General features: G+C 62.8%; 15 protein-coding genes, 1 pseudogene and 1 riboswitch. Of the genes and pseudogenes, 7 read left to right on the top strand and 9 right to left on the bottom strand.

The genetic code is table 11. The features are described from left to right. Nucleotides 1-6 precede the first annotated feature (6 nt). From M5G11_RS04305 to trhA, 3 genes are all read left to right on the top strand, one after another. Nucleotides 7-5,328 carry an Hpt domain-containing protein gene (locus tag M5G11_RS04305; RefSeq protein ID WP_273912447.1) on the top strand — a complete coding sequence of 1,774 codons (5,322 nt, stop codon included), beginning with the start codon at nucleotides 7-9 and terminating at the stop codon, nucleotides 5,326-5,328. Next, nucleotides 5,321-5,785, top strand: a complete 465-nt coding sequence (locus tag M5G11_RS04310) for a chemotaxis protein CheW (RefSeq protein WP_273912446.1) — start codon at nucleotides 5,321-5,323, stop codon at nucleotides 5,783-5,785. The genes M5G11_RS04305 and M5G11_RS04310 overlap by 8 nt, the downstream gene beginning before the upstream one ends. A gap of 63 nt (nucleotides 5,786-5,848) precedes the next feature. Then, the gene (trhA, locus tag M5G11_RS04315) at nucleotides 5,849-6,466 is read left to right on the top strand and encodes a PAQR family membrane homeostasis protein TrhA (RefSeq protein WP_273912445.1); all 618 of its coding nucleotides are present in this window, start codon (nucleotides 5,849-5,851) and stop codon (nucleotides 6,464-6,466) included. Here the strand turns inward: trhA and M5G11_RS04320 are convergent. The 4 genes from M5G11_RS04320 to M5G11_RS04335 form a co-directional block, all read right to left on the bottom strand. Further along, nucleotides 6,463-7,182: a 16S rRNA (uracil(1498)-N(3))-methyltransferase gene (locus M5G11_RS04320; protein ID WP_273912444.1), complete on the bottom strand. Its 720-nt coding sequence runs from the start codon at nucleotides 7,180-7,182 to the stop codon at nucleotides 6,463-6,465. The two genes, trhA and M5G11_RS04320, sit on opposite strands and share 4 nt — an antisense overlap. A 100-nt stretch (nucleotides 7,183-7,282) precedes the next feature. Then, nucleotides 7,283-8,689, bottom strand: a complete 1,407-nt coding sequence (locus M5G11_RS04325) for an adenosylmethionine--8-amino-7-oxononanoate transaminase (RefSeq protein ID WP_273912443.1) — start codon at nucleotides 8,687-8,689, stop codon at nucleotides 7,283-7,285. A 180-nt stretch (nucleotides 8,690-8,869) separates the two neighbouring features. Beyond that, on the bottom strand, nucleotides 8,870-9,280 hold the full coding sequence (locus tag M5G11_RS04330; protein ID WP_273912442.1) for a hypothetical protein: 411 nt from the start codon (nucleotides 9,278-9,280) through the stop codon (nucleotides 8,870-8,872). A 274-nt stretch (nucleotides 9,281-9,554) separates the two neighbouring features. Continuing rightward, nucleotides 9,555-10,082 (bottom strand): hypothetical protein, encoded by a 528-nt coding sequence (locus M5G11_RS04335; protein ID WP_273912441.1) that lies wholly within the window; start codon nucleotides 10,080-10,082, stop codon nucleotides 9,555-9,557. Between the two features lie 208 nt (nucleotides 10,083-10,290). Here M5G11_RS04335 and M5G11_RS04340 point away from each other — a divergent pair, with 208 nt between their 5' ends. The 3 genes from M5G11_RS04340 to M5G11_RS04350 all read left to right on the top strand — a co-directional run bounded on the left by M5G11_RS04340 (nucleotide 10,291) and on the right by M5G11_RS04350 (nucleotide 13,543). Further along, on the top strand, nucleotides 10,291-12,141 hold the full coding sequence (locus M5G11_RS04340) for a flavin monoamine oxidase family protein (RefSeq protein WP_273912440.1): 1,851 nt from the start codon (nucleotides 10,291-10,293) through the stop codon (nucleotides 12,139-12,141). Nucleotides 12,142-12,381: 240 nt separating this feature from the next. Further along, nucleotides 12,382-12,933, top strand: a complete 552-nt coding sequence (locus M5G11_RS04345) for a cytochrome b (RefSeq protein WP_273912439.1) — start codon at nucleotides 12,382-12,384, stop codon at nucleotides 12,931-12,933. Between the two features lie 31 nt (nucleotides 12,934-12,964). After that, nucleotides 12,965-13,543: a YceI family protein gene (locus M5G11_RS04350; RefSeq protein WP_273912438.1), complete on the top strand. Its 579-nt coding sequence runs from the start codon at nucleotides 12,965-12,967 to the stop codon at nucleotides 13,541-13,543. A gap of 258 nt (nucleotides 13,544-13,801) precedes the next feature. Here the strand turns inward: M5G11_RS04350 and M5G11_RS04355 are convergent, their stop codons facing one another. From M5G11_RS04355 to ahcY, 4 genes are all read right to left on the bottom strand, one after another. Then, complete coding sequence (locus tag M5G11_RS04355; RefSeq protein WP_273912437.1) at nucleotides 13,802-15,745, bottom strand: RNA helicase RhlE2; 1,944 nt, start codon at nucleotides 15,743-15,745, stop codon at nucleotides 13,802-13,804. Nucleotides 15,746-15,966: 221 nt separating this feature from the next. Continuing rightward, entirely contained in the window at nucleotides 15,967-16,752 is a 786-nt protein-coding gene (locus M5G11_RS04360; protein ID WP_273912436.1) for a substrate-binding periplasmic protein, read from the bottom strand. A 96-nt stretch (nucleotides 16,753-16,848) separates the two neighbouring features. Then, on the bottom strand, nucleotides 16,849-17,694 hold the full coding sequence (metF, locus tag M5G11_RS04365) for a methylenetetrahydrofolate reductase [NAD(P)H] (RefSeq protein ID WP_273912435.1): 846 nt from the start codon (nucleotides 17,692-17,694) through the stop codon (nucleotides 16,849-16,851). Nucleotides 17,695-17,766: 72 nt separating this feature from the next. Beyond that, complete coding sequence (gene ahcY, locus M5G11_RS04370; RefSeq protein ID WP_273912434.1) at nucleotides 17,767-19,176, bottom strand: adenosylhomocysteinase; 1,410 nt, start codon at nucleotides 19,174-19,176, stop codon at nucleotides 17,767-17,769. Nucleotides 19,177-19,197: 21 nt separating this feature from the next. Then, a riboswitch (S-adenosyl-L-homocysteine riboswitch) is annotated at nucleotides 19,198-19,301 on the bottom strand. A gap of 183 nt (nucleotides 19,302-19,484) precedes the next feature. Here ahcY and M5G11_RS04375 point away from each other — a divergent pair. Then, a complete protein-coding gene (locus M5G11_RS04375; RefSeq protein ID WP_273912433.1) occupies nucleotides 19,485-19,883 on the top strand; it encodes an acyl-CoA thioesterase in 399 nt (132 codons plus the stop codon). Nucleotides 19,884-19,917: 34 nt separating this feature from the next. On the opposite strand, the pseudogene M5G11_RS27515 reads toward M5G11_RS04375, so the two are convergent. Next, nucleotides 19,918-20,033: pseudogene (locus tag M5G11_RS27515) on the bottom strand (IS110 family transposase); the annotation flags it as partial.

Genomic DNA, 20,033 nt, shown 5'->3' on the forward strand with positions numbered 1-20,033 from the left:
GTGGGTATGGCTGACCGGCACGACACTGTCGCCCTGGCCTGGGTCAAGGGCGCCATCGATGACAGCCTCGGGCTGGCACGCCAGGCCCTTGAACAGTTCGCTGGCGAACCCGGTGACACCAGCGCCTTGCTGGGGGTTATCGAGCTGCTACACCAGGTGCACGGTTGCCTGGTGATGCTCGAACTCAATGGTGCAGCCCTGCTGGCCAGCGAGATGGAGCAACTGGCGCAGGCCTTGCGCGAGGGCCAGGCAAACCCGCGCGGGGAAGCGCTGGGTGCGCTGTTCCGTGGGCTTGAGCAACTGCCGATGTACCTCGAGCGCCTGCGCAGTGCCCGCCGCGATCTGCCGCTGGTGGCCTTGCCGCTGCTCAATCAATTGCGGGTAGCGCGTGGCGCTGAAGCGCAGGTCAACCTGCTCGATGCCGGGGCCGCCGATCAGCTCGTCCCGGCAGCTGCCGAACTGGCCAACCTCGACCGCTCACTGGGTGCCCTGCGCGATCAACTGCACGCCGGCCCCGACCGCGATGCCATGCGCTCGGTCGTCGCCGCACTGCGCGATGACCTGGTGCGTATCAAGGAACGTCTCGACCTGTTCGTGCGCGGCAACCGCGACCAGGTCGATGAACTGGACACCCTGCTCGCGCCATTGCGCCAGATCGCCGACACCCTCGCCGTCCTGGGTTTTGCCCAGCCACGTCGGGTGATTCTCGACCAGGTTGCGGTCTTGCATGGCCTGGCCCAGGGGCAACGTGCCCCGGAAGATGCCCTGCTGATGGATGTGGCGGGGGCGTTGTTGTACGTCGAGGCCACGCTGGGCGGCATGGTCGGCTCCATGGAGACGGTCAACCAGAGCCCCTTGCCGGGAACCGACCTGGCCGAGATCCGCCAGTTGGTCCTCGATGAGTGCCACGGTGTGCTGCTGCAAGCCAAGGACCTGATCGCCGATTGCCTTGAAGCGGGCTGGGACCGCCAGCGCTTGCAGTCGCTGCCAGCCTTGCTCAACCAGATTCGCGGGGCGCTGGCGATGCTTATGCTGCCGCGCCCGGCGGCCCTGTTGCTGCGCTGCCACGACTTTGCGCAACGCCACCTGCTGTACGCCGAAGGGCTGCCCGATGCGCTCGCCCTGGACCACTATGCCGATGCCATCTGCAGCCTGGAAATTTACCTGCAAGGCATGAGTGTCGACCCGCAGGCCGACTTCGACAGCTTGCTGCTGCGTGCCGAGACAGCCCTGGCGGCACTGGGCTTCCCGACCTTGCCGGCACCGGTTATCGAGCCCAAGGTCGAGGCCCTGGAAGACGCGCCGCTGGACGATGAATTGCGGGAGATCTTCCTCGAAGAAGCCGAGGAAGTGCTGCAGCAACTGGACGAACACTGGACCCGCTGGCGCGCCGACACCCGTCTGCGCGAGGCGCTGGTCGAGCTGCGCCGGGGCTTCCACACCCTCAAGGGCAGTGGCCGGATGGTCCGCGCGCATGTGCTGGGCGAACTGGCCTGGGCTGCCGAGCACCTGCTCAACCGCATGCTCGAAGGCCGGGTCGAGGCCGGGCCGGATGTATTCGACGGGCTGGAGCAGGCCCTGGTGTTGTTGCCGCCGCTGTTGCTGGAATTCGCCGCCGCGCGGGTGCAGCCACATGCCGAGGTCGAGCGCCTGGCAAGCCACCTGCATGCCCTGGCGATGAGCGACCCGAGCGCTGCCAGCACGCCGAGCGATGCCATCGACCCGCAATTGTTGGAGATTTTCCGCAACGAGGCGCACAGCCACCTGGCGACCCTGGACGAGTTCCTGCTGGGCGCAGAAGAGCACCTGCCCCTGCCGGTCAGCGACAACCTGCAACGGGCCTTGCACACCCTCAAGGGCAGCGCGGCCATGGCCGGGGTCACGGCGATTGCCGAGCTGGCCTCGGCACTCGATTTGTTGGCGCGCGAGTTCAAGGCCCACCAGTTGGGCTTCGACCTTGATGAGATCTACCTGCTGCAAATGGCCGAGCCGCTGCTGCGCCGAGGCCTCGAGCAGATGGGCGCCACGCCGCAGGCGGCGATTTCCGGTGCAGACATCCTGATCGAACAGGTCGATCAGGTGGTCAGCGCCCGCTTGCAGGCCCTGCACGATGCGCCGGCCCAGGGCCTGCGGATCAAGCGCGACCCGCAATTGATCGCCAGTTTCCTGGCCCAGGGCATGGACATCCTGCTGGATGCCGAGTCGTTGCTGCTGCGCTGGCAGGAACACCCGGGCGAGCGTCAGGAACTTACCGCCCTGCTGGATGAATTGACCACCCTGGGGCAGAGCGCGCACCTGGCCGACCTGTGGCAGGTCGACGAGCTGTGCGAGGCGCTGCTCGATTTGTACGGCGCCGTCGAGGAAAGCAGCCTGGCGGTCAGCGAGCGCTTCTTCAGGGAAGCGCAGCAGGCCCATGAAGCCTTGATAGACATGCTCGACCAGATCGCTGCCGGGCAGGAGGTCGACCCCTGCCCGGAGCGCCTGCAAGCGCTGCGCGACCTGCTCGGGGAAAGCCTCGACCCGTCGGCCGTTGGCCTGGTGCGCAGCCAGGGTGCACAGCCGCTGAGCATTACCGAGCTGGCGGCGGCAACCCGTGAGCTGGCGCAACCGGCACCTGACCGGGAGATGGAGCTGCTGTTCCTCGAAGAGGCGGTGGATATCCTCGAAAACGCCGATCAGGCGCTGGCCCGCTGGCTGGAGGAGCCCGACAACGCCTCGGCGCTGTCGTCGCTGCAACGCGAGCTGGACACCCTCATGGGTGGCGCGCAGATGGCCGGCATCGGCTCGATCGAGGTGCTGTCGCAGGAGCTGGAAATCCTTTATGCCGGGCTGGTGGATCGGCGCTACAGCCTGTCGCCGGCCCTCGCTACCCTGCTCAAGGGCAGCCACCAGTTGCTGGCGCGTCTGCTCGGCCAGTTGCAGCGCGACGAAGCTCCTTCCCCGGTGGTTGAGCAGCTTGCCGTACTGCGTGAGTTCCGCCACAACGCGGCGCCCGCCGTGCAGGAAAAAGCGACCATCGCGCCCGCCCAGGAGGCGGACAAGGAACTGCTGGAAATCTTCCTCGAAGAAGGTTTCGACATTGTCGAAAGCACCGGCGCCGCGCTGATACGTTGGCAGGCCGAGCCACGCAATACGGTTGAAGTGGAAAACCTGCTGCGCGACCTGCACACCCTCAAGGGCGGCGCGCGGATGGTCGAGATCGCCCCCATCGGCGACCTGGCCCACGAACTGGAATTCCTCTACGAACACCTGGCGGCGGGCCAGTTGCAGCCAAGCTCCGCGCTGTTCAGCCTGCTGCAGAACTGCCACGACCGCCTGGCCCACATGCTCGACGCGGTGCGCCTGCACCAGCCGTTGCATGCGGCCACGGCGCTGATCGACTACATCCGCAATTTCAGCAGTGCTGCCCTGAGCGACACGGCGGCTACCGTGCCGAGCAACGAAAGCGCCTTGCCCGAAGCGCTGACCCCGGCGCCGGAGCGCGCCCCGGCAGACATGGTCAAGGTGGCCGCCGAGTTGCTGGATGATCTGGGCAACCTGGCAGGTGAAGACTCGATCATTCGCGGGCGCATCGAGCAGCAGGTCAACGATGCCCAGGTCGCCCTGAACGAGATGGAAACCACGCTGGAGCGCATGCGCGACCAGTTGCGCCGGCTCGACACCGAAACCCAGGGGCGCATCCTCAGCCGCCAGCAGAGCGAAGGCGATGCCCTGGGCTATGACGATTTCGACCCGCTGGAGATGGACCGCCATTCGCAGTTGCAGCAGCTTTCACGCGCGTTGTTCGAATCGGCCTCCGACCTGCTCGACCTGAAGGAAACCCTGAGCGTGCGCACCCATGACGCGCACAGCCTGTTGCAGCAGCAGGCGCGGGTGAACAGCGAGTTGCAGGAAGGCTTGATGCGTACGCGCATGGTGCCGTTCGAGCGCCTGGTGCCGCGTTTGCAGCGGGTGGTACGGCAAGTGGCCAGTGAGCTGGGCAAGCAGGTTGAACTGGTGGTCGGCAATGCCGAAGGCGAGATGGACCGCAGCGTGCTGGAACGCATGGTTGCGCCGCTGGAACACATGCTGCGCAACGCCGTCGACCACGGCATGGAAAGCCGCGAAGGGCGGCTCAAGGCCGGCAAGCCGGAGCAGGGCATGATTGCCCTGAACCTGCTGCATGAAGGTGCCGACATCGTTATCGAAATGTCTGACGACGGTGCCGGCGTACCGCTGGAGGCCGTGCGCAGCAAGGCGATCAAGCGTGGCCTGCTCGACCCGGCCAGCGAGCTCAGTGACTACGAAGTCATGCAGTTCATTCTTCAGCCGGGCTTCTCCACGGCGGAGAAAATCACCCAGATTTCCGGGCGTGGCCTGGGCATGGACGTGGTCCATGAAGAGGTGAAGCAACTGGGCGGCTCGATGGTGATCGACTCGGTGCCGGGCAAGGGCGCGCGCTTCCTGATCCGCCTGCCGTTCACCGTGTCGGTGAACCGCGCGCTGATGGTGCATTACGCCGATGAGCAGTACGCGGTGCCGCTCAATACCATCGAAGGCGTGGTGCGGGTGCTGCCGGCGGAGCTTGAGGCGTGCTATCAACTCGACCCGCCGCGCTACGAGTACGCGGGCCATCGCTACGAACTGCGTTACCTGGGCCAGATGCTGCAAGGGGAGGCGCAACCACGCCTGCTCGGGCAGAGCCTGCCGTTGCCGGTGTTGCTGGTGCATGCGCACGACCAGTCGTTTGCAGTGCAGGTCGACAGCCTTACCGCCAGCCGCGAGATCGTGGTGAAAAGCCTCGGCCCGCAGTTCGCCGCCGTGCAGGGGCTGGCCGGCGCGACCCTGCTGGGCGATGGCCGGGTGGTGCTGATTCTGGACCTGCTGACCCAGCTGCGCAGCCTGCACCTGCGCTTGTCCTTGCAGGGCAAGGCGGCGCGTTTGCGCGGCGATGAACCGGGCAGCGGGCCGGCGCGGCCATTGCTGGTGCTGGTGGTGGACGACTCGGTCACTGTGCGCAAGGTGACCGGGCGCCTGCTGGAGCGCCATGGCATGAACGTGCTGACCGCCAAGGACGGTGTCGATGCCATGGCCGTGCTGGAAGAGCACCGCCCCGACGTCATGCTGCTGGACATCGAGATGCCGCGCATGGACGGTTTCGAGGTGGCCACCCAGGTGCGCCAGGACCCGCAACTCAAGGACCTGCCGATCATCATGATCACTTCGCGTACCGGGCAGAAGCACCGCGACCGGGCCATGGCCATTGGCGTCAACGACTACCTGGGCAAGCCGTATCACGAGTCGGTGCTGCTGGAGAGCATCGCCCGCTGGAGCACTTCACATGCTTGAACAACCGGCCCGTTATGGCCGTCGCAGCAGCCTCACCGGCCTGCTGTTGCCCTTGAGTGACCGCAGCCTGGTGCTGCCCAATGTTGCGGTGGCCGAGCTGATCGGTTATCCGCCGGGCAGTGCGGCGCCGGACCAGGCGCAGTGGCTGATGGGCTGGATCGACTGGCGCGGCCAGCGCCTGCCGCTGCTCAACTTCGAGGCGGCCTGCGGCGAGCCGATCGTGGTTGGCGAGCGCGCCCGGGTGGTCGTGCTCAATGCCCTGGGCGATACGCCACGGCGCTTCTTCGCCTTGCTGGTGCAGGGCATCCCGCGCTCCTGCAAGCTCGACAGCCAGCTCAATTACGTCGACGTGCCGTTGTCTGCGCTGGAGCTGGCGGCGGTGCAGGTGGGTGACCAGGTGGCCCGAGTGCCGGACCTGGTCGCGCTGGAACAGCTGTTGCAGACCGCCGGCGCGTAATGCACCTGACGCAGTCCATGCTGTAGGGTGGTCGCCAGGCAACCCGCAGGAGGATTTTGCTGCATGTATCACGGTGAACGTTTCAACGCCTGGACCCACCTGGTCGGTGCGGTATTGGCGAGTATCGGCGCGGTCTGGCTATTGGTGGTCGCAAGCTTCGAAGGCGACCCCTGGAAGATCGTCAGCCTGTCCATCTACGGCTTTACCCTGTTGCTGCTCTACAGCATTTCAACGCTGTACCACAGCGTGCGGGGCCGGGCGAAGGTGATCATGCGCAAGCTCGATCACCTGTCGATCTACCTGTTGATTGCCGGCAGCTACACCCCGTTTTGCCTGGTCAGCCTGCGTGGGCCGTGGGGCTGGAGCCTGTTCGGAGTGGTCTGGGGGCTGGCGGTGATCGGCATGCTGCAAGAGATCAAGCCGCGCTCGGAAGCGCGGGTGCTGTCGATCGTGATCTATGCAGTGATGGGCTGGATCGTGCTGGTGGCGGTCAAGCCATTGCTGGCCAGCCTGGGCACCGCCGGCTTCGCCTGGCTGGCGGCGGGCGGTGCGTTCTACACCATCGGCATCATCTTCTTTGCCTATGACAGCCGCTTTCGCCACTGGCACGGCATCTGGCACCTGTTCGTGATCGCCGGCAGCCTGCTGCACTTCATCGCGGTGTTCTTCTACGTGCTTTAGAAGTCGCCCCATAGCTGCTGGGCCACGGCCAGTGCCACCACCGGCGCAGTCTCGGTGCGCAGCACGCGCGGGCCGAGGCGGGCGGCATGGAAACCAGCGGCCTTGGCCTGCTCGACTTCCGCGTCGGACAAGCCCCCTTCAGGGCCGATCAGAAAGGCCAGGCTGGCGGGCTTGGCGTGGCTGACCAGTGGCTCGGCAACCGGGTGCAGGACCAGCTTCAGCTCCTCGTCGGCAGCCTTGAGCCATTCGGCAAGGGTTACCGGCGGGTTGATCAACGGTACGCTCGAGCGGCCACATTGCTCGCAGGCGCTGACAGCGACCTGGCGCCAGTGGGCCAGGCGCTTGTCGGCGCGTTCATCCTTCAGGCGTACTTCGCAGCGCTCGCTGACGATCGGGGTGATGGTGTTGACGCCCAGTTCGGTGGCTTTCTGGATCGCCCAGTCCATTCGCTCGCCACGTGACAGGCCCTGGCCGAGGTGGATGTTCAGGCTGGAGTCGGCCTGGCCGGGCAGCGCTTGGGTGAGGCTGACGCGGACGGTCTTCTTGCCGACTTCGAGCAGTTGGCCGAGGAACTCCTGGCCGCTGCCGTCGAACAGCTGCACCGCATCGCCGCTGGCCATGCGCAGCACGCGGCCAATGTAGTGGGCCTGGGTTTCAGGCAGGTCGTGCTCGCCAAGGCTTAGCGGGGCATCGATGAAAAAGCGGGAAAGTCTCATGGCAGGCTCTGGATAATGTGTGTCAGGTTGGGCCTCATCGCTGGCAAGGCCAGCTCCCACAGTACGCTCCTTGTGGGAGCCGGCCTTGCCGGCGATGCTTCTAGCCCGGATCGCGAAAATCGGGGTGGAAATCACTCGGCACCGCCACGCTCACGCTGGTGCGTGTCGCGATGTCGATGCCCTCACTGGCCACTTCAGCCAGGAAATCAATCTGCTCCGGGGTGATTACGTACGGCGGCAGGAAGTACACCACGCTGCCCAGCGGGCGCAGCAGCGCGCCGCGCGTCAATGCATGCTCGAAGACCTTCAGGCCGCGGCGCTCCTGCCACGGGTAGGCGGTCTTGCTGGCTTTGTCCTGAACCATCTCGATGGCCAGGGCCATGCCGGTTTGGCGCACTTCGGCGACATGCGGATGGTCCACCAGGTGCGCGGTGGACGTAGCCATGCGCTGGGCCAGGGCCTTGTTGTTCTCGATGACGTTGTCTTGCTCGAAGATATCCAGGGTCGCCAGCGCCGCCGCACAGGCCAGCGGGTTGCCGGTATAGCTGTGCGAGTGGAGGAAGGCGCGCAGGGTCGAATAGTCGTCGTAGAAGGCGTTGTACACGTCATCGGTGGTCAGGCACGCAGCCAGTGGCAGGTAACCACCGGTCAGGGCCTTGGACAGGCACAGGAAGTCCGGGCGGATGCCGGCCTGTTCGCAGGCGAACATCGAGCCGGTACGGCCGAAGCCGACGGCGATCTCGTCATGGATCAGGTGCACGCCATAGCGGTCGCAGGCCTCGCGCAGCAGCTTGAGGTACACCGGGTGGTACATGCGCATGCCGCCAGCGCCCTGGATAAGCGGCTCGACGATCACCGCAGCGAGGGTGTCGTGGTGTTCGGCGAGGGTCTGTTCCATGGCCAGGAACATCGTGCGCGAGTGTTCTTCCCAGCTCACCCCTTCGGGGCGCAAATAGCAGTCGGGGCTGGGCACCTTGATGGTGTCGAGCAGCAACGCCTTGTAGGTCTCGGTGAACAGCGGCACGTCGCCCACCGACATCGCGGCAATGGTTTCGCCGTGGTAGCTGTTGCTCAGGGTGACGAAGCGCTTCTTCTCCGGCAGGCCCTTGTTCAGCCAGTAGTGGAAGCTCATTTTCAGCGCCACTTCGATGCAGGACGAGCCATTGTCGGCGTAGAAGCACCGGGTCAGCCCGTCGGGCGTGAGCTTCACCAGGCGCTCGGACAACTCGATCACCGGTTGATGGCTGAAGCCTGCGAGGATCACGTGTTCCAGTTGGTCGACCTGGTCCTTGATGCGCTGGTTGATGCGCGGGTTGGCATGGCCGAACACGTTGACCCACCAGGAGCTGACCGCGTCGAGGTAGCGCTTGCCCTCGAAATCTTCCAGCCAGACCCCTTCACCGCGCTTGATCGGGATCAGCGGCAGTTGCTCGTGGTCTTTCATCTGGGTGCAGGGGTGCCACAGGACCTTGAGGTCGCGCTGCATCCACTGTTGATTCAGGCCCATGGGCTCTCTCCTGGTGACGCGGGTTTGGCTGAACGGGCAAGCCTATGCAATGCGAGGGGAGAGGACAAGGGATGGTGTGCGGCGTGGTTATTAAAAACATCACCCCAGGGACCGATGAGTGCCTGGGGTGATGTTGTGAAATGGGCGAGACTTACAAAGACCTACGGCCAATGTTTAATCTTACCGTGCCACGAAAATATCATACTCGCCTTCAATCAAGTCATACGGTTGCGTACTGTCTTTGTTGAAGAGTTTGAATGTGCCTTTGGCCTGGGAAGTTGCTGCGTTGTAGGTGCAGGAGACAGTGCCGCCAAAGTTGCCCCATCGCTCATTGCGGACCCTTACATACACACCGACACCTGGGTCCTCTACGGAGTGAGGTGCACCGTTGCGGCTGTTAGCGTCAAAGCTGAGCTCAACCATATCATCAGCCGAGTCGTCGAGGATGAGGGTCAGAAAGATGGTGTCGCGGACGATGTCGAAATCGGTGTTGATTTCATTGAACTTGTACTTTTTGCCAAAGATCGCGGTGGCACGTTTTACTGGGGTGTTGTGCGGGTGCTGGTTACAGCGTGGAGAGGAAACGATCATGGTTTGATTTCTCGCTAAGAATAGGGTGAGTACTTGCACGTTTGTGGCCGTTACTTTCTATTGGTGAGAAAGTAAGTGGCTGAGTTAATATTTGCGCAGAAATTATTTTGCGGCTACTGGTAGAAATACCAGGTGCCTAGTTATTGCCAGTGCTCATCGGTTAGCGCATGCTTGGGCGTCGTGGAAGCCAGAGCACTGGTATGCCTAAAATAGCCAAGGCAGAAGGCAGCGTGGCGTACATGAACGTAATGTCATGCCATTCGAAATTCCATCATCAGATACTCGCCGATTGGGTCCATCTCAAAACATCGAAATGAGCAGTGCCGGCGCGTGTTGTGCTGATCTCAAGTGTATGAAAGGGGAATTCGTTGAATGTGACTTCTGAGGGTAATGTTGCGATCGGGCCTGTATAGGTTTCATCGTTTTTATTGCCAATAAATCTGAGGGTGTAGAATAAGTCGAAATTTTTTGTTGTTATTTTACTAAGGTCAATTTTCCCTACCTGATCGGGGAACTCGTCTGCTAGGTCTTTTTCAGTGTAGTCAGTGATTACATAGTATTTAAGGCTGAATTTTTCTACGTTTCTGCCAAATCCTATTTTTACCCTGCTCAGGTCTCCAACGACTAGCTCAGTATCACCGAAGCCATCTTTGACAGGGTCGCGGAATCCCGAGGGGGTGGCACCATTCCCAGTATCCGTGGTCAAGGTGTATTTCAAGCCAATGCGAGAAGTGTAGGTCTCCCCTGTGTTGAAATTTGTCTTTACGTTTCCTTCAAATCCTTCGAATCCGGTAATTTCCATTTCCGTCTCTCCTGGTGAAAAGGTGCCGGCATGCAGGGAGATAGTTATCCAAATGAGTGCCCGTGACTACCTGGTAGAAATAACAGGTGGTCAGCTTGGGCGCTGAGCTTACTGGCGGGGTTGCCCGCCCTGGCGTATTCTTCGCACAGCTTTTTTCGGGGTGTTCTTCCCCGCGTTATCTGCCCTTTTTTGATCCGGAGTTCACCCCATGTCTGCTGGTTGGCTACGCGCCTGTGCGCTGGTTGTAATAGGGTTGTTCAGCGCGGGGGCCATGGCGGCCTCCAAGCCACCAACGGCCATCGTCATCGGCGGCGGCCTGGCCGGCCTTACGGCGGCCTATGAGCTGCAGAACAAGGGCTGGCAGGTCACCCTGCTGGAAGCCAAGCCGGGCATGGGCGGACGTTCCGGCCTGGCCACCAGCGAATGGATCGGCAACAGCAAGACCCAACCGGTCCTGAACAAGTACCTCGACACCTTCAAGCTCAGCACCCTGCCGGCCCCGGAATTTGTCCGCAGCCCCGGCTACCTGATCGACGGCGAGTACTTCAGCGCCAGCGACCTGGCCACCAAGCAGCCGGCCACCGCCGAAGCGCTCAAGCGCTACGAAAAGACCCTGGACGATCTGGCCCGCTCGATCAGCGACCCGGAAAACCCGGCCGCCAACAGCACCCTGTTCGCCCTCGACCAGATCAACGTCTCCAACTGGCTGGACAAGCTGCAACTGCCAGCCACCGCGCGCCAGCTGGTCAACCAGCAGATCCGCACGCGCTATGACGAGCCATCGCGTCTGTCGCTGCTCTACTTCGCCCAGCAGACCCGCGTCTACCGTGGCATCGACGACCGTGACCTGCGCGCCGCCCGTCTGCCCGGCGGCAGCACGGTGCTGGCCCAGGCCTTCGTCAAGCAGCTGAAAACCATCAAGACCAGCTCGCCGGTCACCGCCATCGTCCAGGACAAGGACGGCGTCACCGTCAAGGTCGGTGGTGTCGGCTACCAGGCGGATTACCTGGTGATGGCCGTGCCGCTGCGCGCACTGTCGAAGATCCAGATGACCCCGGGCCTGGACAACCAGCACCTGGCGGCGCTGAAGGGCACCAACTACGGCTGGCGCGACCAGCTGATGCTGAAGTTCAAGACCCCGGTCTGGGAAAGCCGCGCGCGGATGTCCGGGGAGATCTACAGCAACACCGGCCTGGGCATGCTGTGGATCGAGCCTGCACTCAAGGGTGGCGCCAACGTGGTGATCAACCTGTCGGGTGACAATGCGCGCCTGCTGCAGGCCTTCGGCGATAAGCAGATGGTCGATCAGGTGCTGATCCGCCTGCATGCGTTCTACCCGCAGGCACGTGGTGCGTTTACCGGTTATGAAGTGCGCCGCTACAGCACCGATGCGGGTACTGGCGGTGCTTACCTGGCTTACGGCCCAGGGCAGATCAGCAAGTTCTGGCGCCTGTGGGAGCGCCCGGTGCAGCGCGTTACCTTCGCTGGCGAACACACCGATGCGTTGTACCCAGGCACCCTCGAAGGCGCGCTGCGCAGCGGTCAGCGTGCGGCCATCCAGGTACAGGAAATGGCCGCTGGCAAGTCGTTCGACGTGGCCAAGGCGGCACCGGTTGCAGCAGCAGCGGCTGCTGGCGCAGTGGCGGCGAACAAGGGCGGGTTCTTCTCCAACCTGTTCGGCGGCTCGTCCGACAAGCCCAAGGCGGAGCCGGTGAAGACCGAAGCGAAAGCACAGGAAAGCAAGCCAGGCTTCTTCTCGCGGCTGTTTGGCGGTGGCGATGAGCAGCCTGCCAAGGCCGCGGTGAAACCGGCTGAAGCGGCAGTTGCGCCGGCACCAGCGCCAGTACCTGCGGCGCCAGTGGCTCCTGTGGCGAAAGAGGAGCCGGTGAAAGCTGCGCCGGTCAAGGCAGCGCCAGCCAAGGCCGCACCCGTGAAGAAGCCGGTCGCCAAGGCTGAACCGGCGAAAAAGGCCCCGGCCAAGCCAGCCCCGGCCAAGGCTCAGGTAAAAGCGCAGCCGGTGAAAAAACCGGCGGCTGATGCTCAGGCCAAGGCGCAATAGTCCAAGGCCTCATCGCGGGACCAGCCCGCTCCCACAGGCATCATCTGTAGGAGCGGGCTGGTCCCGCGAAGGGCTGCGCAGCAGCCCCATTACCACCTTCCCATCGCCGTTAATGTTTCCTTAACCCGTTCGCAGCACACTTATCATCATATTTCTCGATACTTCAAAGCGAAATTTTCCGCTTTAATTCGATAGATAAGTCGTTAGTCTTGAGCACAGGTCTTACAGGGAAACACGGCTATGCAACTGCGCAACTCTTCTTCTCGCTACGGTCTGGTCAGTATCGTCCTGCACTGGGGCGTGGCCCTTGTAGTGTTCGGTCTGTTTGGCGTGGGCCTGTGGATGGTCGGGCTGGACTACTACAGCTCGTGGCGCCACACCGCACCTGACCTGCACAAGAGCATTGGCCTGACCCTGCTGGCCGTGATGCTGCTGCGCCTGCTCTGGCGCTTTGTCAGCCCGCCGCCACCCGCGCCCGCCAACCATGGCGCCTTCACCCGTTTCGCCGCCAAGGCGGGCCATGGGCTACTGTACCTGGGCCTGTTTGGCGTGATGATCGCCGGTTACCTGATTTCCACCGCCGACGGTGCCGGTATTCCGGTGTTCGGCCTGTTCGAAGTACCGGCACTGATCAGCAACCTGCCTGACCAGGCAGACGTTGCCGGGGAAGTCCATTTCTACCTGGCGTGGGGGTTGGTGATTTTCGCCGGCCTGCATGGCCTGGCAGCATTGAAGCACCACTTTATCGACCGTGACGCGACCCTGACCCGCATGCTGGGCCGCAAAGCTTGATGTTCAACCTCAACTTCAAAGGAATAGACGCATGTTGAAAAAGACTTTTGCCGCGCTGGCGCTCGGTACCGCACTGTTCTCGGCCGGTCAGGCGATGGCGGCAGACTACAAGATCGACAAGGAAGGCCAACACGCCTTCGTTGACTGGAAAATCAGCCACCTGGGCTACAGCTTCATCCACGGTACCTTCAAGGACTTCGACGGCTCCTTCAGCTGGGATGCGGCCAAGCCTGAAGCCAGCAAGATCGCTGTCGACCTGAAGACCGCCAGCGTCTGGTCCAACCACGCAGAGCGTGACAAGCACATCGCCAGCAAGGACTTCCTGGACGTCAGCAAGTACCCAGAGGCCAAGTTCGTCTCCACCAGCGTCAAGACGACTGGCGAGAAGACGGCTGATGTGAGCGGTGACCTGACCCTGCACGGCGTGACCAAGCCGGTAGTGTTCAAGGCAACCTTCGTTGGCGAAGGCAAGGACCCATGGGGTGGCGAGCGCGCTGGCTTCAACGCCACCACCACGCTGAACCTGAACGACTTCGGCATCAAAGGCCCAGGCCCTGCTTCGCAGACCCTGGACCTGGACATCTCGCTGGAAGGCGTGAAGCAGAAGTAACACCCAGCTGTAGCTGATCTTGTGGGAGCCGGCCTTGCCGGCGATGCGGCCGAGAGCGTCATGCAAGTGCTGTGCACTTGATCCACGTAGCCGCTGCCGCCAGGCTGCGCTCGCCTGCACAGCAGGCGCCGTTTTTGGGAGCCCTCACGGGCTCCAGCGCAGCCTGTCGGCAGCGGCTACAAAATTGTGAAGACAGTGCTGCCACAAACGACAACGCCGCCCCTAGGGGCGGCGTTGTCGTTTACGCAATCACTGGAATCAGCGGTTGCGGGTCAGCAATGCAGGCTTCTCGCCGCGTGGGCGGCTTGGCAACTGCTCGAGTTGCTCAGCAGTCGGGAACCGGTCGATCTTCGATTCCTTGTGCATGATCTTCGGCTGCGGCTGGCCTTCACGCGGATTGCGCACCGCTGGCTCCTGACGCGGCTGGTCGTCACGGGCCGGGCGGCGATTGCGGTTGTTGCTGCTTTCGCGACGTGGCTGGCCATCGCGTGCGCCACCGGCGCCGCCATTGCGAGCACCGCCACCACCACGCTTCTCGCCAGTACTGCCAGCAGCACCAGCGCCGCCACGTGGGGCGCCACCGCCGTTGCTGCGCGGTTGACCCGCACGTGGCGGTTGACCAGCGGCAGGTTGGCTGCCAGCACCGGCCTGGGCAGGTGCGCCCGGACGGCGGTTGCGGCCCTGGCCGCCTTTACCTTGGTAAGGGCTGACGTAGTCGGCACGGTTGCCGAAGTTGTCGACGTCGTCATCCAGGAATTCTTCCGGATCACGATTGCCCGACGCGCGAGCGCCTTGTGCTGGGTTGGTAGCGGCCTGGGCAGACTGGGGCTGACGAGGCTTATTGTCACGCGGCTTGCGCTCCTGACGGCCACTTGCGGCCTTTTCAGAAGACTTATCGCCTGCCGGTTTGTCCTTTTCCTTACCTTTGTCTTTGCCCTTGTCCTTGCGACCACCGCTGCCGGCACTTCCGCCATCGGCGCGCTGGCCACGGCCACCACGCGGGTTGTTCTGCGGACGCGGCTCACGGGTTTCCGGCTTCTCGGCTTCTACTGCCGAGGAATCGAAGCCCATCAGGTCGCCATCCGGGATCTTCTGGCGGGTGACACGCTCGATGCTCTTGAGCAGTTTCTCTTCGTCCGGGGCTACCAGCGAGATGGCTTCACCCGAGCGACCGGCACGGCCGGTACGGCCGATACGGTGAACGTAGTCTTCCTCGACGTTCGGCAGCTCGAAGTTGACCACGTGCGGCAGTTGGTCGATGTCCAGGCCACGGGCGGCGATGTCGGTGGCAACCATGATCCGCACAGTGCCGGCCTTGAAGTCGGCCAGGGCTTTGGTGCGGGCGTTCTGGCTCTTGTTGCCGTGGATCGCAGCAGCGGTCAGGCCGTGCTTTTCCAGGTACTCGGCCAGGCGGTTGGCGCCGTGCTTGGTGCGGGTGAAGACCAGCACTTGCTCCCAGGCACCCTGAGTGATCAGGTGAGCGAGCAGGGCACGCTTGTGGCTGGATGGCAGGCGATAGACACGCTGTTCGATGCGCTCGACCGTGGTGTTCGGCGGCGTGACCTCGATGCGCTCCGGGTTGTGCAGGAGCTTGTCGGCCAGGTCGGTGATGTCCTTGGAGAACGTCGCCGAGAACAGCAGGTTCTGGCGCTTGCTTGGCAGGCGCGCGAGGACCTTCTTCACGTCATGGATGAAGCCCATGTCGAGCATGCGGTCGGCTTCGTCCAGTACCAGGGTCTCGACGTGGCTCAGGTCGACACTGCCTTGGCCGGCCAGGTCGAGCAGGCGGCCCGGGCAGGCCACCAGCACGTCAACACCACGGGACATGGCCTGAACCTGCGGGTTCATGCCGACGCCGCCGAAGATGCAGGCACTGACGAACTTCAGTTCGCGGGCGTAGACCTTGAAGCTTTCGTGCACCTGGGCAGCCAGCTCGCGGGTCGGCGTCAGGACCAGCACGCGCGGTTGGCGCGGGCCGTGACGCTGGGATTTGTCTGGGTGACCACCGGGGAACAGGCGTTCAAGGATCGGCAGCGCGAAACCGCCGGTTTTACCAGTACCTGTCTGTGCCGCGACCATCAGGTCGCGACCTTGCAACACGGCGGGAATGGCCCGCTGTTGCACCGGAGTAGGCTGGGTATAGCCCGCCGCCTCAATAGCGCGGACTAGAGCCTCGGAGAGACCGAGGGAAGCAAAGGACATGAGTAATCCTGTTCTAATGGGGGCTTTGCCCTATGGGATGATCTTGCCTGGCGCGACGGGCATCGGCTGATGCTATCGCGTCCGGTCCAGCTGGGCTTTCAATGCGCATCCGGGGGTGGCGGGCGGGCTCTTGGCACGCGCTCCTGCCTGTCAGGATGCCTTTTGCAAGGCCGAGCGTCCGGGCGTAAGCCTGGCGGGAAGGCCGGAGTATAACAGAGCATTCAGGGCGTGCTGCTTTCCTGCTGCTCAACGGTGCGTGGAAAGGCAATATCGGCATTGGCATAGCGTGCGCTCAGCTCTGCATAGGCCGGCTCACGCTTGAAGCGCTTGAGCTCGGCGGCGAATCGCTGGGCCAGCAGGTCCATGGCGACATTGCGGCGCACCGCAAGGTACTGGCTCTTGCTGTCTACCACCAAGGGTAGCTCAGTGACCTGGCCTTGCAGGCCAAGTTGCTTGATCAGGTAGCGGCCGACGCGGCGGTCGGTGATCAACAGGTCAATGCGCCCCAGCAGCAGCTTGCCGAAGTTGGCTTCATGGGTAGGGGCAGGTTCGCGGCGAAACGCGCTGGACTCGCTGAAGGCCGGGTCATAGGTGTAGCCGGGCGAGGTGCCGACGGTAAGGTTGTCCAGGTCGCTCAGGGTTTTCACCGGGTGCGGCCGGGCAGTGGCCTGGTACAGCACGAACTCGACCTCGGACAGCGGCTCGTTGGGGTAGAACAGCTGGCTATCGCGCTCCTCGGTCTGGAAGATGTCCAGCACGCCATCGGCCAGGCCCTGGTTGAGCATCGCCAGACAGCGCTTCCACGGCAGCAGTTGCCAGTCCACCTCGACACCCAAACGACGGAACACCTCGGCGGTGACTTCGTAGTCGATGCCTTTGACCTCGCCGAGTTCTTCGTAGACATACGGCGGCCAGGCATCGGTAACGATGCGCAGCTTCTCGCCATGAGCGAAGGTACTCAGGCAAGTGAAGAGCAGGGCTGTCAGCAGACGAGCGAAATCGGGCATGGCGGGAGAGTACGACGGAGCACTGCGCCAAGGCTAGTGCTGCGGTGGAGAAGTGGCGACTGCCCCGGCAAAAAAAGCGGGGCAGTGCCGCAACCGTCAGCGTGGCAGCTTGAGGTTGTTCCAGATCGCCAGGCTAGGATCGGCCTGGTTCAGGGTGTAGAAGTGCAGGCCCGGTGCGCCGCCTTGCAGCAGTTGCTCGCACATGGTGCTGATCACTTCTTCGCCAAAGGCCTGGATGCTCTGCACATCGTCGCCGTAGGCTTCCAGCTGCTTGCGGATCCAGCGTGGCAGCTCGGCGCCGCAGGCGTCGGAGAAGCGTGCCAGCTTGCTGTAGTTGGTGATCGGCATGATGCCGGGCACCACCGGGATGTTCACGCCCAGCTTCTGCACGCGCTCGACAAAGTAGAAATAGCTGTCGGCGTTGAAGAAGTACTGGGTGATCGCGCTGTTGGCGCCGGCGTTGGCCTTGCGCGCGAAGTTGCGCAGGTCGTCTTCGAAGTTGCGCGCCTGCGGGTGCATCTCCGGGTAGGCGGCCACTTCGATATGGAAGTGATCACCGCTTTCCTGGCGGATGAACTCGACCAGGTCATTGGCGTAGCGCAGCTCGCCGCTGGCCATGCCCATGCCCGATGGCAGGTCGCCGCGCAGGGCGACGATGCGCTTGATCCCGGCGGCCTTGTATTGGGCCAGCAGGCTGCGCAGGTCTTCCTTGCTGTCACCGACGCACGACAGGTGCGGGGCAGCAGGGATTTTCACTTCGCTCTCCAGCTGCAGCACGGTGTTCAGCGTGCGGTCGCGGGTCGAGCCACCGGCACCGTAGGTGCAGGAGAAGAAATCCGGGTTGTAGCTGGCCAGCGTACGGGCGGTGGCGAGCAGTTTTTCATGTCCAGCATCGGTCTTGGTCGGGAAGAACTCGAAGCTGTAGCGACGTTCCTGAGACATAACGAAATCCTGGTAAACCGAATACACAGAAAAAAGCCGGTGACGCTGTGTGGCGTCACCGGCTCTGGCCCATCAGTAGCGGTAGGCGTGTGGCTTGAACGGCCCTTCGACAGTCACGCCGATGTATTCGGCTTGCTGTGAGGTCAGTTGGGTGACCACGCCGCCGAAGCCGCGGACCATTTCCAGGGCCACTTCTTCGTCGAGTTTCTTCGGCAGCACTTCAACCGTCAGGCGCTCGGCCTGTTGGGCTGGGGACAGGTCGGCGTACTTCTGGCCGAACAGGAAGATCTGCGCCAGGACCTGGTTGGCGAACGAACCGTCCATGATGCGGCTTGGGTGGCCGGTGGCGTTGCCCAGGTTCACCAGGCGGCCTTCGGCCAGCAGGATCAGGTAGTCGTCGTTCTGTGGGTCGAAGTCGCCCGCGCCGGTACGGTGGATCTTGTGTACCTGTGGCTTCACTTCTTCCCATGCCCAGTTCTTGCGCATGAAAGCGGTGTCGATTTCATTGTCGAAGTGGCCGATGTTGCAGACCACGGCGCGCTTCTTCAGGGCCTTGAGCATGTTGGCGTCGCAGACATTGACGTTGCCGGTGGTGGTCACGATCAGGTCGATCTTGCCCAGCAGTGCTTTGTCGATGCTCGCTTCGGTGCCGGTGTTGATGCCGTCGATGAACGGCGAAACCAGCTCGAAGCCGTCCATGCAGGCTTGCATGGCGCAGATCGGGTCGACTTCGGTGACCTTGACGATCATGCCTTCCTGACGCAGGGACTGGGCCGAGCCCTTGCCCACGTCACCGTAGCCGATGACCAGCGCTTGCTTGCCGGACAGCAGGTGGTCGGTGCCGCGCTTGATGGCATCGTTCAGGCTGTGACGGCAGCCGTACTTGTTGTCGTTCTTGCTCTTGGTGACCGAGTCGTTGACGTTGATGGCCGGGATTTTCAGCTCGCCCTTGGCCAGCATGTCCAGCAGGCGGTGAACGCCGGTGGTGGTCTCTTCAGTCACGCCGTGAACGCGGTTCAGCACGGCTGGGTATTTCTTGTGCAGCAGCTCGGTCAGGTCGCCGCCGTCGTCGAGGATCATGTTGGCGTCCCATGGCTGGCCATCCTTGAGGATGGTCTGCTCCAGGCACCACTCGTACTCTTGCTCGGTTTCACCTTTCCAGGCGAACACCGGGATACCGGCTGCGGCAACGGAGGCAGCGGCCTGGTCCTGGGTGGAGAAGATGTTGCACGACGACCAGCGTACTTCGGCACCCAGGGCAACCAGGGTTTCGATCAGCACGGCAGTCTGAATGGTCATGTGGATGCAGCCGAGGATCTTGGCGCCCTTGAGCGGTTGCTCTTGCAGGTACTTGCGACGCAGGCCCATCAGTGCCGGCATTTCCGATTCGGCGATGATGGTTTCGCGACGTCCCCAGGCGGCCAGGGAGATGTCAGCGACCTTGAAATCGGTAAAACCAGCAGGCGTGTTTACAGCGCTCATGAAGAGCCTCCATTCGTTAAGTGCGAATGGGCGCCGTTGTGCGTTTAGTGTTCGCAGGCAAGCCTGGCAAACAACGCCCCATCCGAGCCTGACAGGTAGAACCTGCTGCAGCGCCCCTCGGACAGGTGGCGGGAACGGTATCCAGTGCAGATGACCGTTTTTCAAGCGTTGGCGATTATAGCTGCGTGCGTGCAACTGCCCAAGGCTTTCTGTCGATTAATCGAGACGATAGTCGATGATAAATGGAGGGGTGGGTCAGGCTCTGCCATCATTACCGGCATCGATGGGCAAGACGATCAGGAGCAGTCATGAATTTTCACACTCGCAAATGGGTAAAGCCGGAAGACCTCAACCCCAACGGCACCCTGTTCGGTGGCAGCCTGCTGCGCTGGATCGACGAGGAGGCGGCGATCTACGCGATCGTGCAACTGGGCAACCAGCGCGTGGTGACCAAGTACATTTCCGAGATCAACTTCGTCAGTGCCTCGCGCCAGGGCGACATCATCGAGCTGGGCATCACCGCCACCGAGTTTGGCCGCACCTCGGTCACCCTCAAGTGCGAAGTGCGCAACAAGATCACCCGGCGCAGCATCCTGACCGTCGACAAGATGGTCTTCGTCAACCTTGGTGAAGACGGCCTGCCGGCACCGCACGGGCGTACCGAGATCAAGTACATCAAGGATCAGTTCGACACCACGGTCGAATAATACCGGGCATTGCCCGTAGATACCGTCTTGCCCGTCACCGGGCAAGTGCTAACTTCGGGTCATAAGGTTGTCCCGATTTCAGCACCCCAAAGACGATATGCAGCATTTTGCGCATCACGGCACAGACGATCTGCTTGCCCGCTTTTCCTT

This window comes from Pseudomonas fontis (assembly GCF_028656955.1).
In the GTDB taxonomy this organism is placed as follows: Bacteria; Pseudomonadota; Gammaproteobacteria; order Pseudomonadales; family Pseudomonadaceae; genus Aquipseudomonas; species Aquipseudomonas fontis.

Excerpts from the sequence above, each read along its gene's own strand:
- M5G11_RS04350 (WP_273912438.1), top strand. The coding sequence starts at position 12,965 with ATGTTGAAAAAGACTTTTGCCGCGCTGGCGCTCGGTACCGCACTGTTC.
- M5G11_RS04305 (WP_273912447.1), top strand. The coding sequence starts at position 7 with ATGGCTGACCGGCACGACACTGTCGCCCTGGCCTGGGTCAAGGGCGCC.
- M5G11_RS04345 (WP_273912439.1), top strand. The coding sequence starts at position 12,382 with ATGCAACTGCGCAACTCTTCTTCTCGCTACGGTCTGGTCAGTATCGTC.
- trhA (WP_273912445.1), top strand. The coding sequence starts at position 5,849 with ATGTATCACGGTGAACGTTTCAACGCCTGGACCCACCTGGTCGGTGCG.
- M5G11_RS04335 (WP_273912441.1), bottom strand. The coding sequence starts at position 10,082 with ATGGAAATTACCGGATTCGAAGGATTTGAAGGAAACGTAAAGACAAAT.
- M5G11_RS04355 (WP_273912437.1), bottom strand. The coding sequence starts at position 15,745 with ATGTCCTTTGCTTCCCTCGGTCTCTCCGAGGCTCTAGTCCGCGCTATT.
- ahcY (WP_273912434.1), bottom strand. The coding sequence starts at position 19,176 with ATGAGCGCTGTAAACACGCCTGCTGGTTTTACCGATTTCAAGGTCGCT.
- M5G11_RS04320 (WP_273912444.1), bottom strand. The coding sequence starts at position 7,182 with ATGAGACTTTCCCGCTTTTTCATCGATGCCCCGCTAAGCCTTGGCGAG.
- M5G11_RS04340 (WP_273912440.1), top strand. The coding sequence starts at position 10,291 with ATGTCTGCTGGTTGGCTACGCGCCTGTGCGCTGGTTGTAATAGGGTTG.
- metF (WP_273912435.1), bottom strand. The coding sequence starts at position 17,694 with ATGTCTCAGGAACGTCGCTACAGCTTCGAGTTCTTCCCGACCAAGACC.
- M5G11_RS04360 (WP_273912436.1), bottom strand. The coding sequence starts at position 16,752 with ATGCCCGATTTCGCTCGTCTGCTGACAGCCCTGCTCTTCACTTGCCTG.
- M5G11_RS04325 (WP_273912443.1), bottom strand. The coding sequence starts at position 8,689 with ATGGGCCTGAATCAACAGTGGATGCAGCGCGACCTCAAGGTCCTGTGG.
- M5G11_RS04330 (WP_273912442.1), bottom strand. The coding sequence starts at position 9,280 with ATGATCGTTTCCTCTCCACGCTGTAACCAGCACCCGCACAACACCCCA.
- M5G11_RS04310 (WP_273912446.1), top strand. The coding sequence starts at position 5,321 with ATGCTTGAACAACCGGCCCGTTATGGCCGTCGCAGCAGCCTCACCGGC.
- M5G11_RS04375 (WP_273912433.1), top strand. The coding sequence starts at position 19,485 with ATGAATTTTCACACTCGCAAATGGGTAAAGCCGGAAGACCTCAACCCC.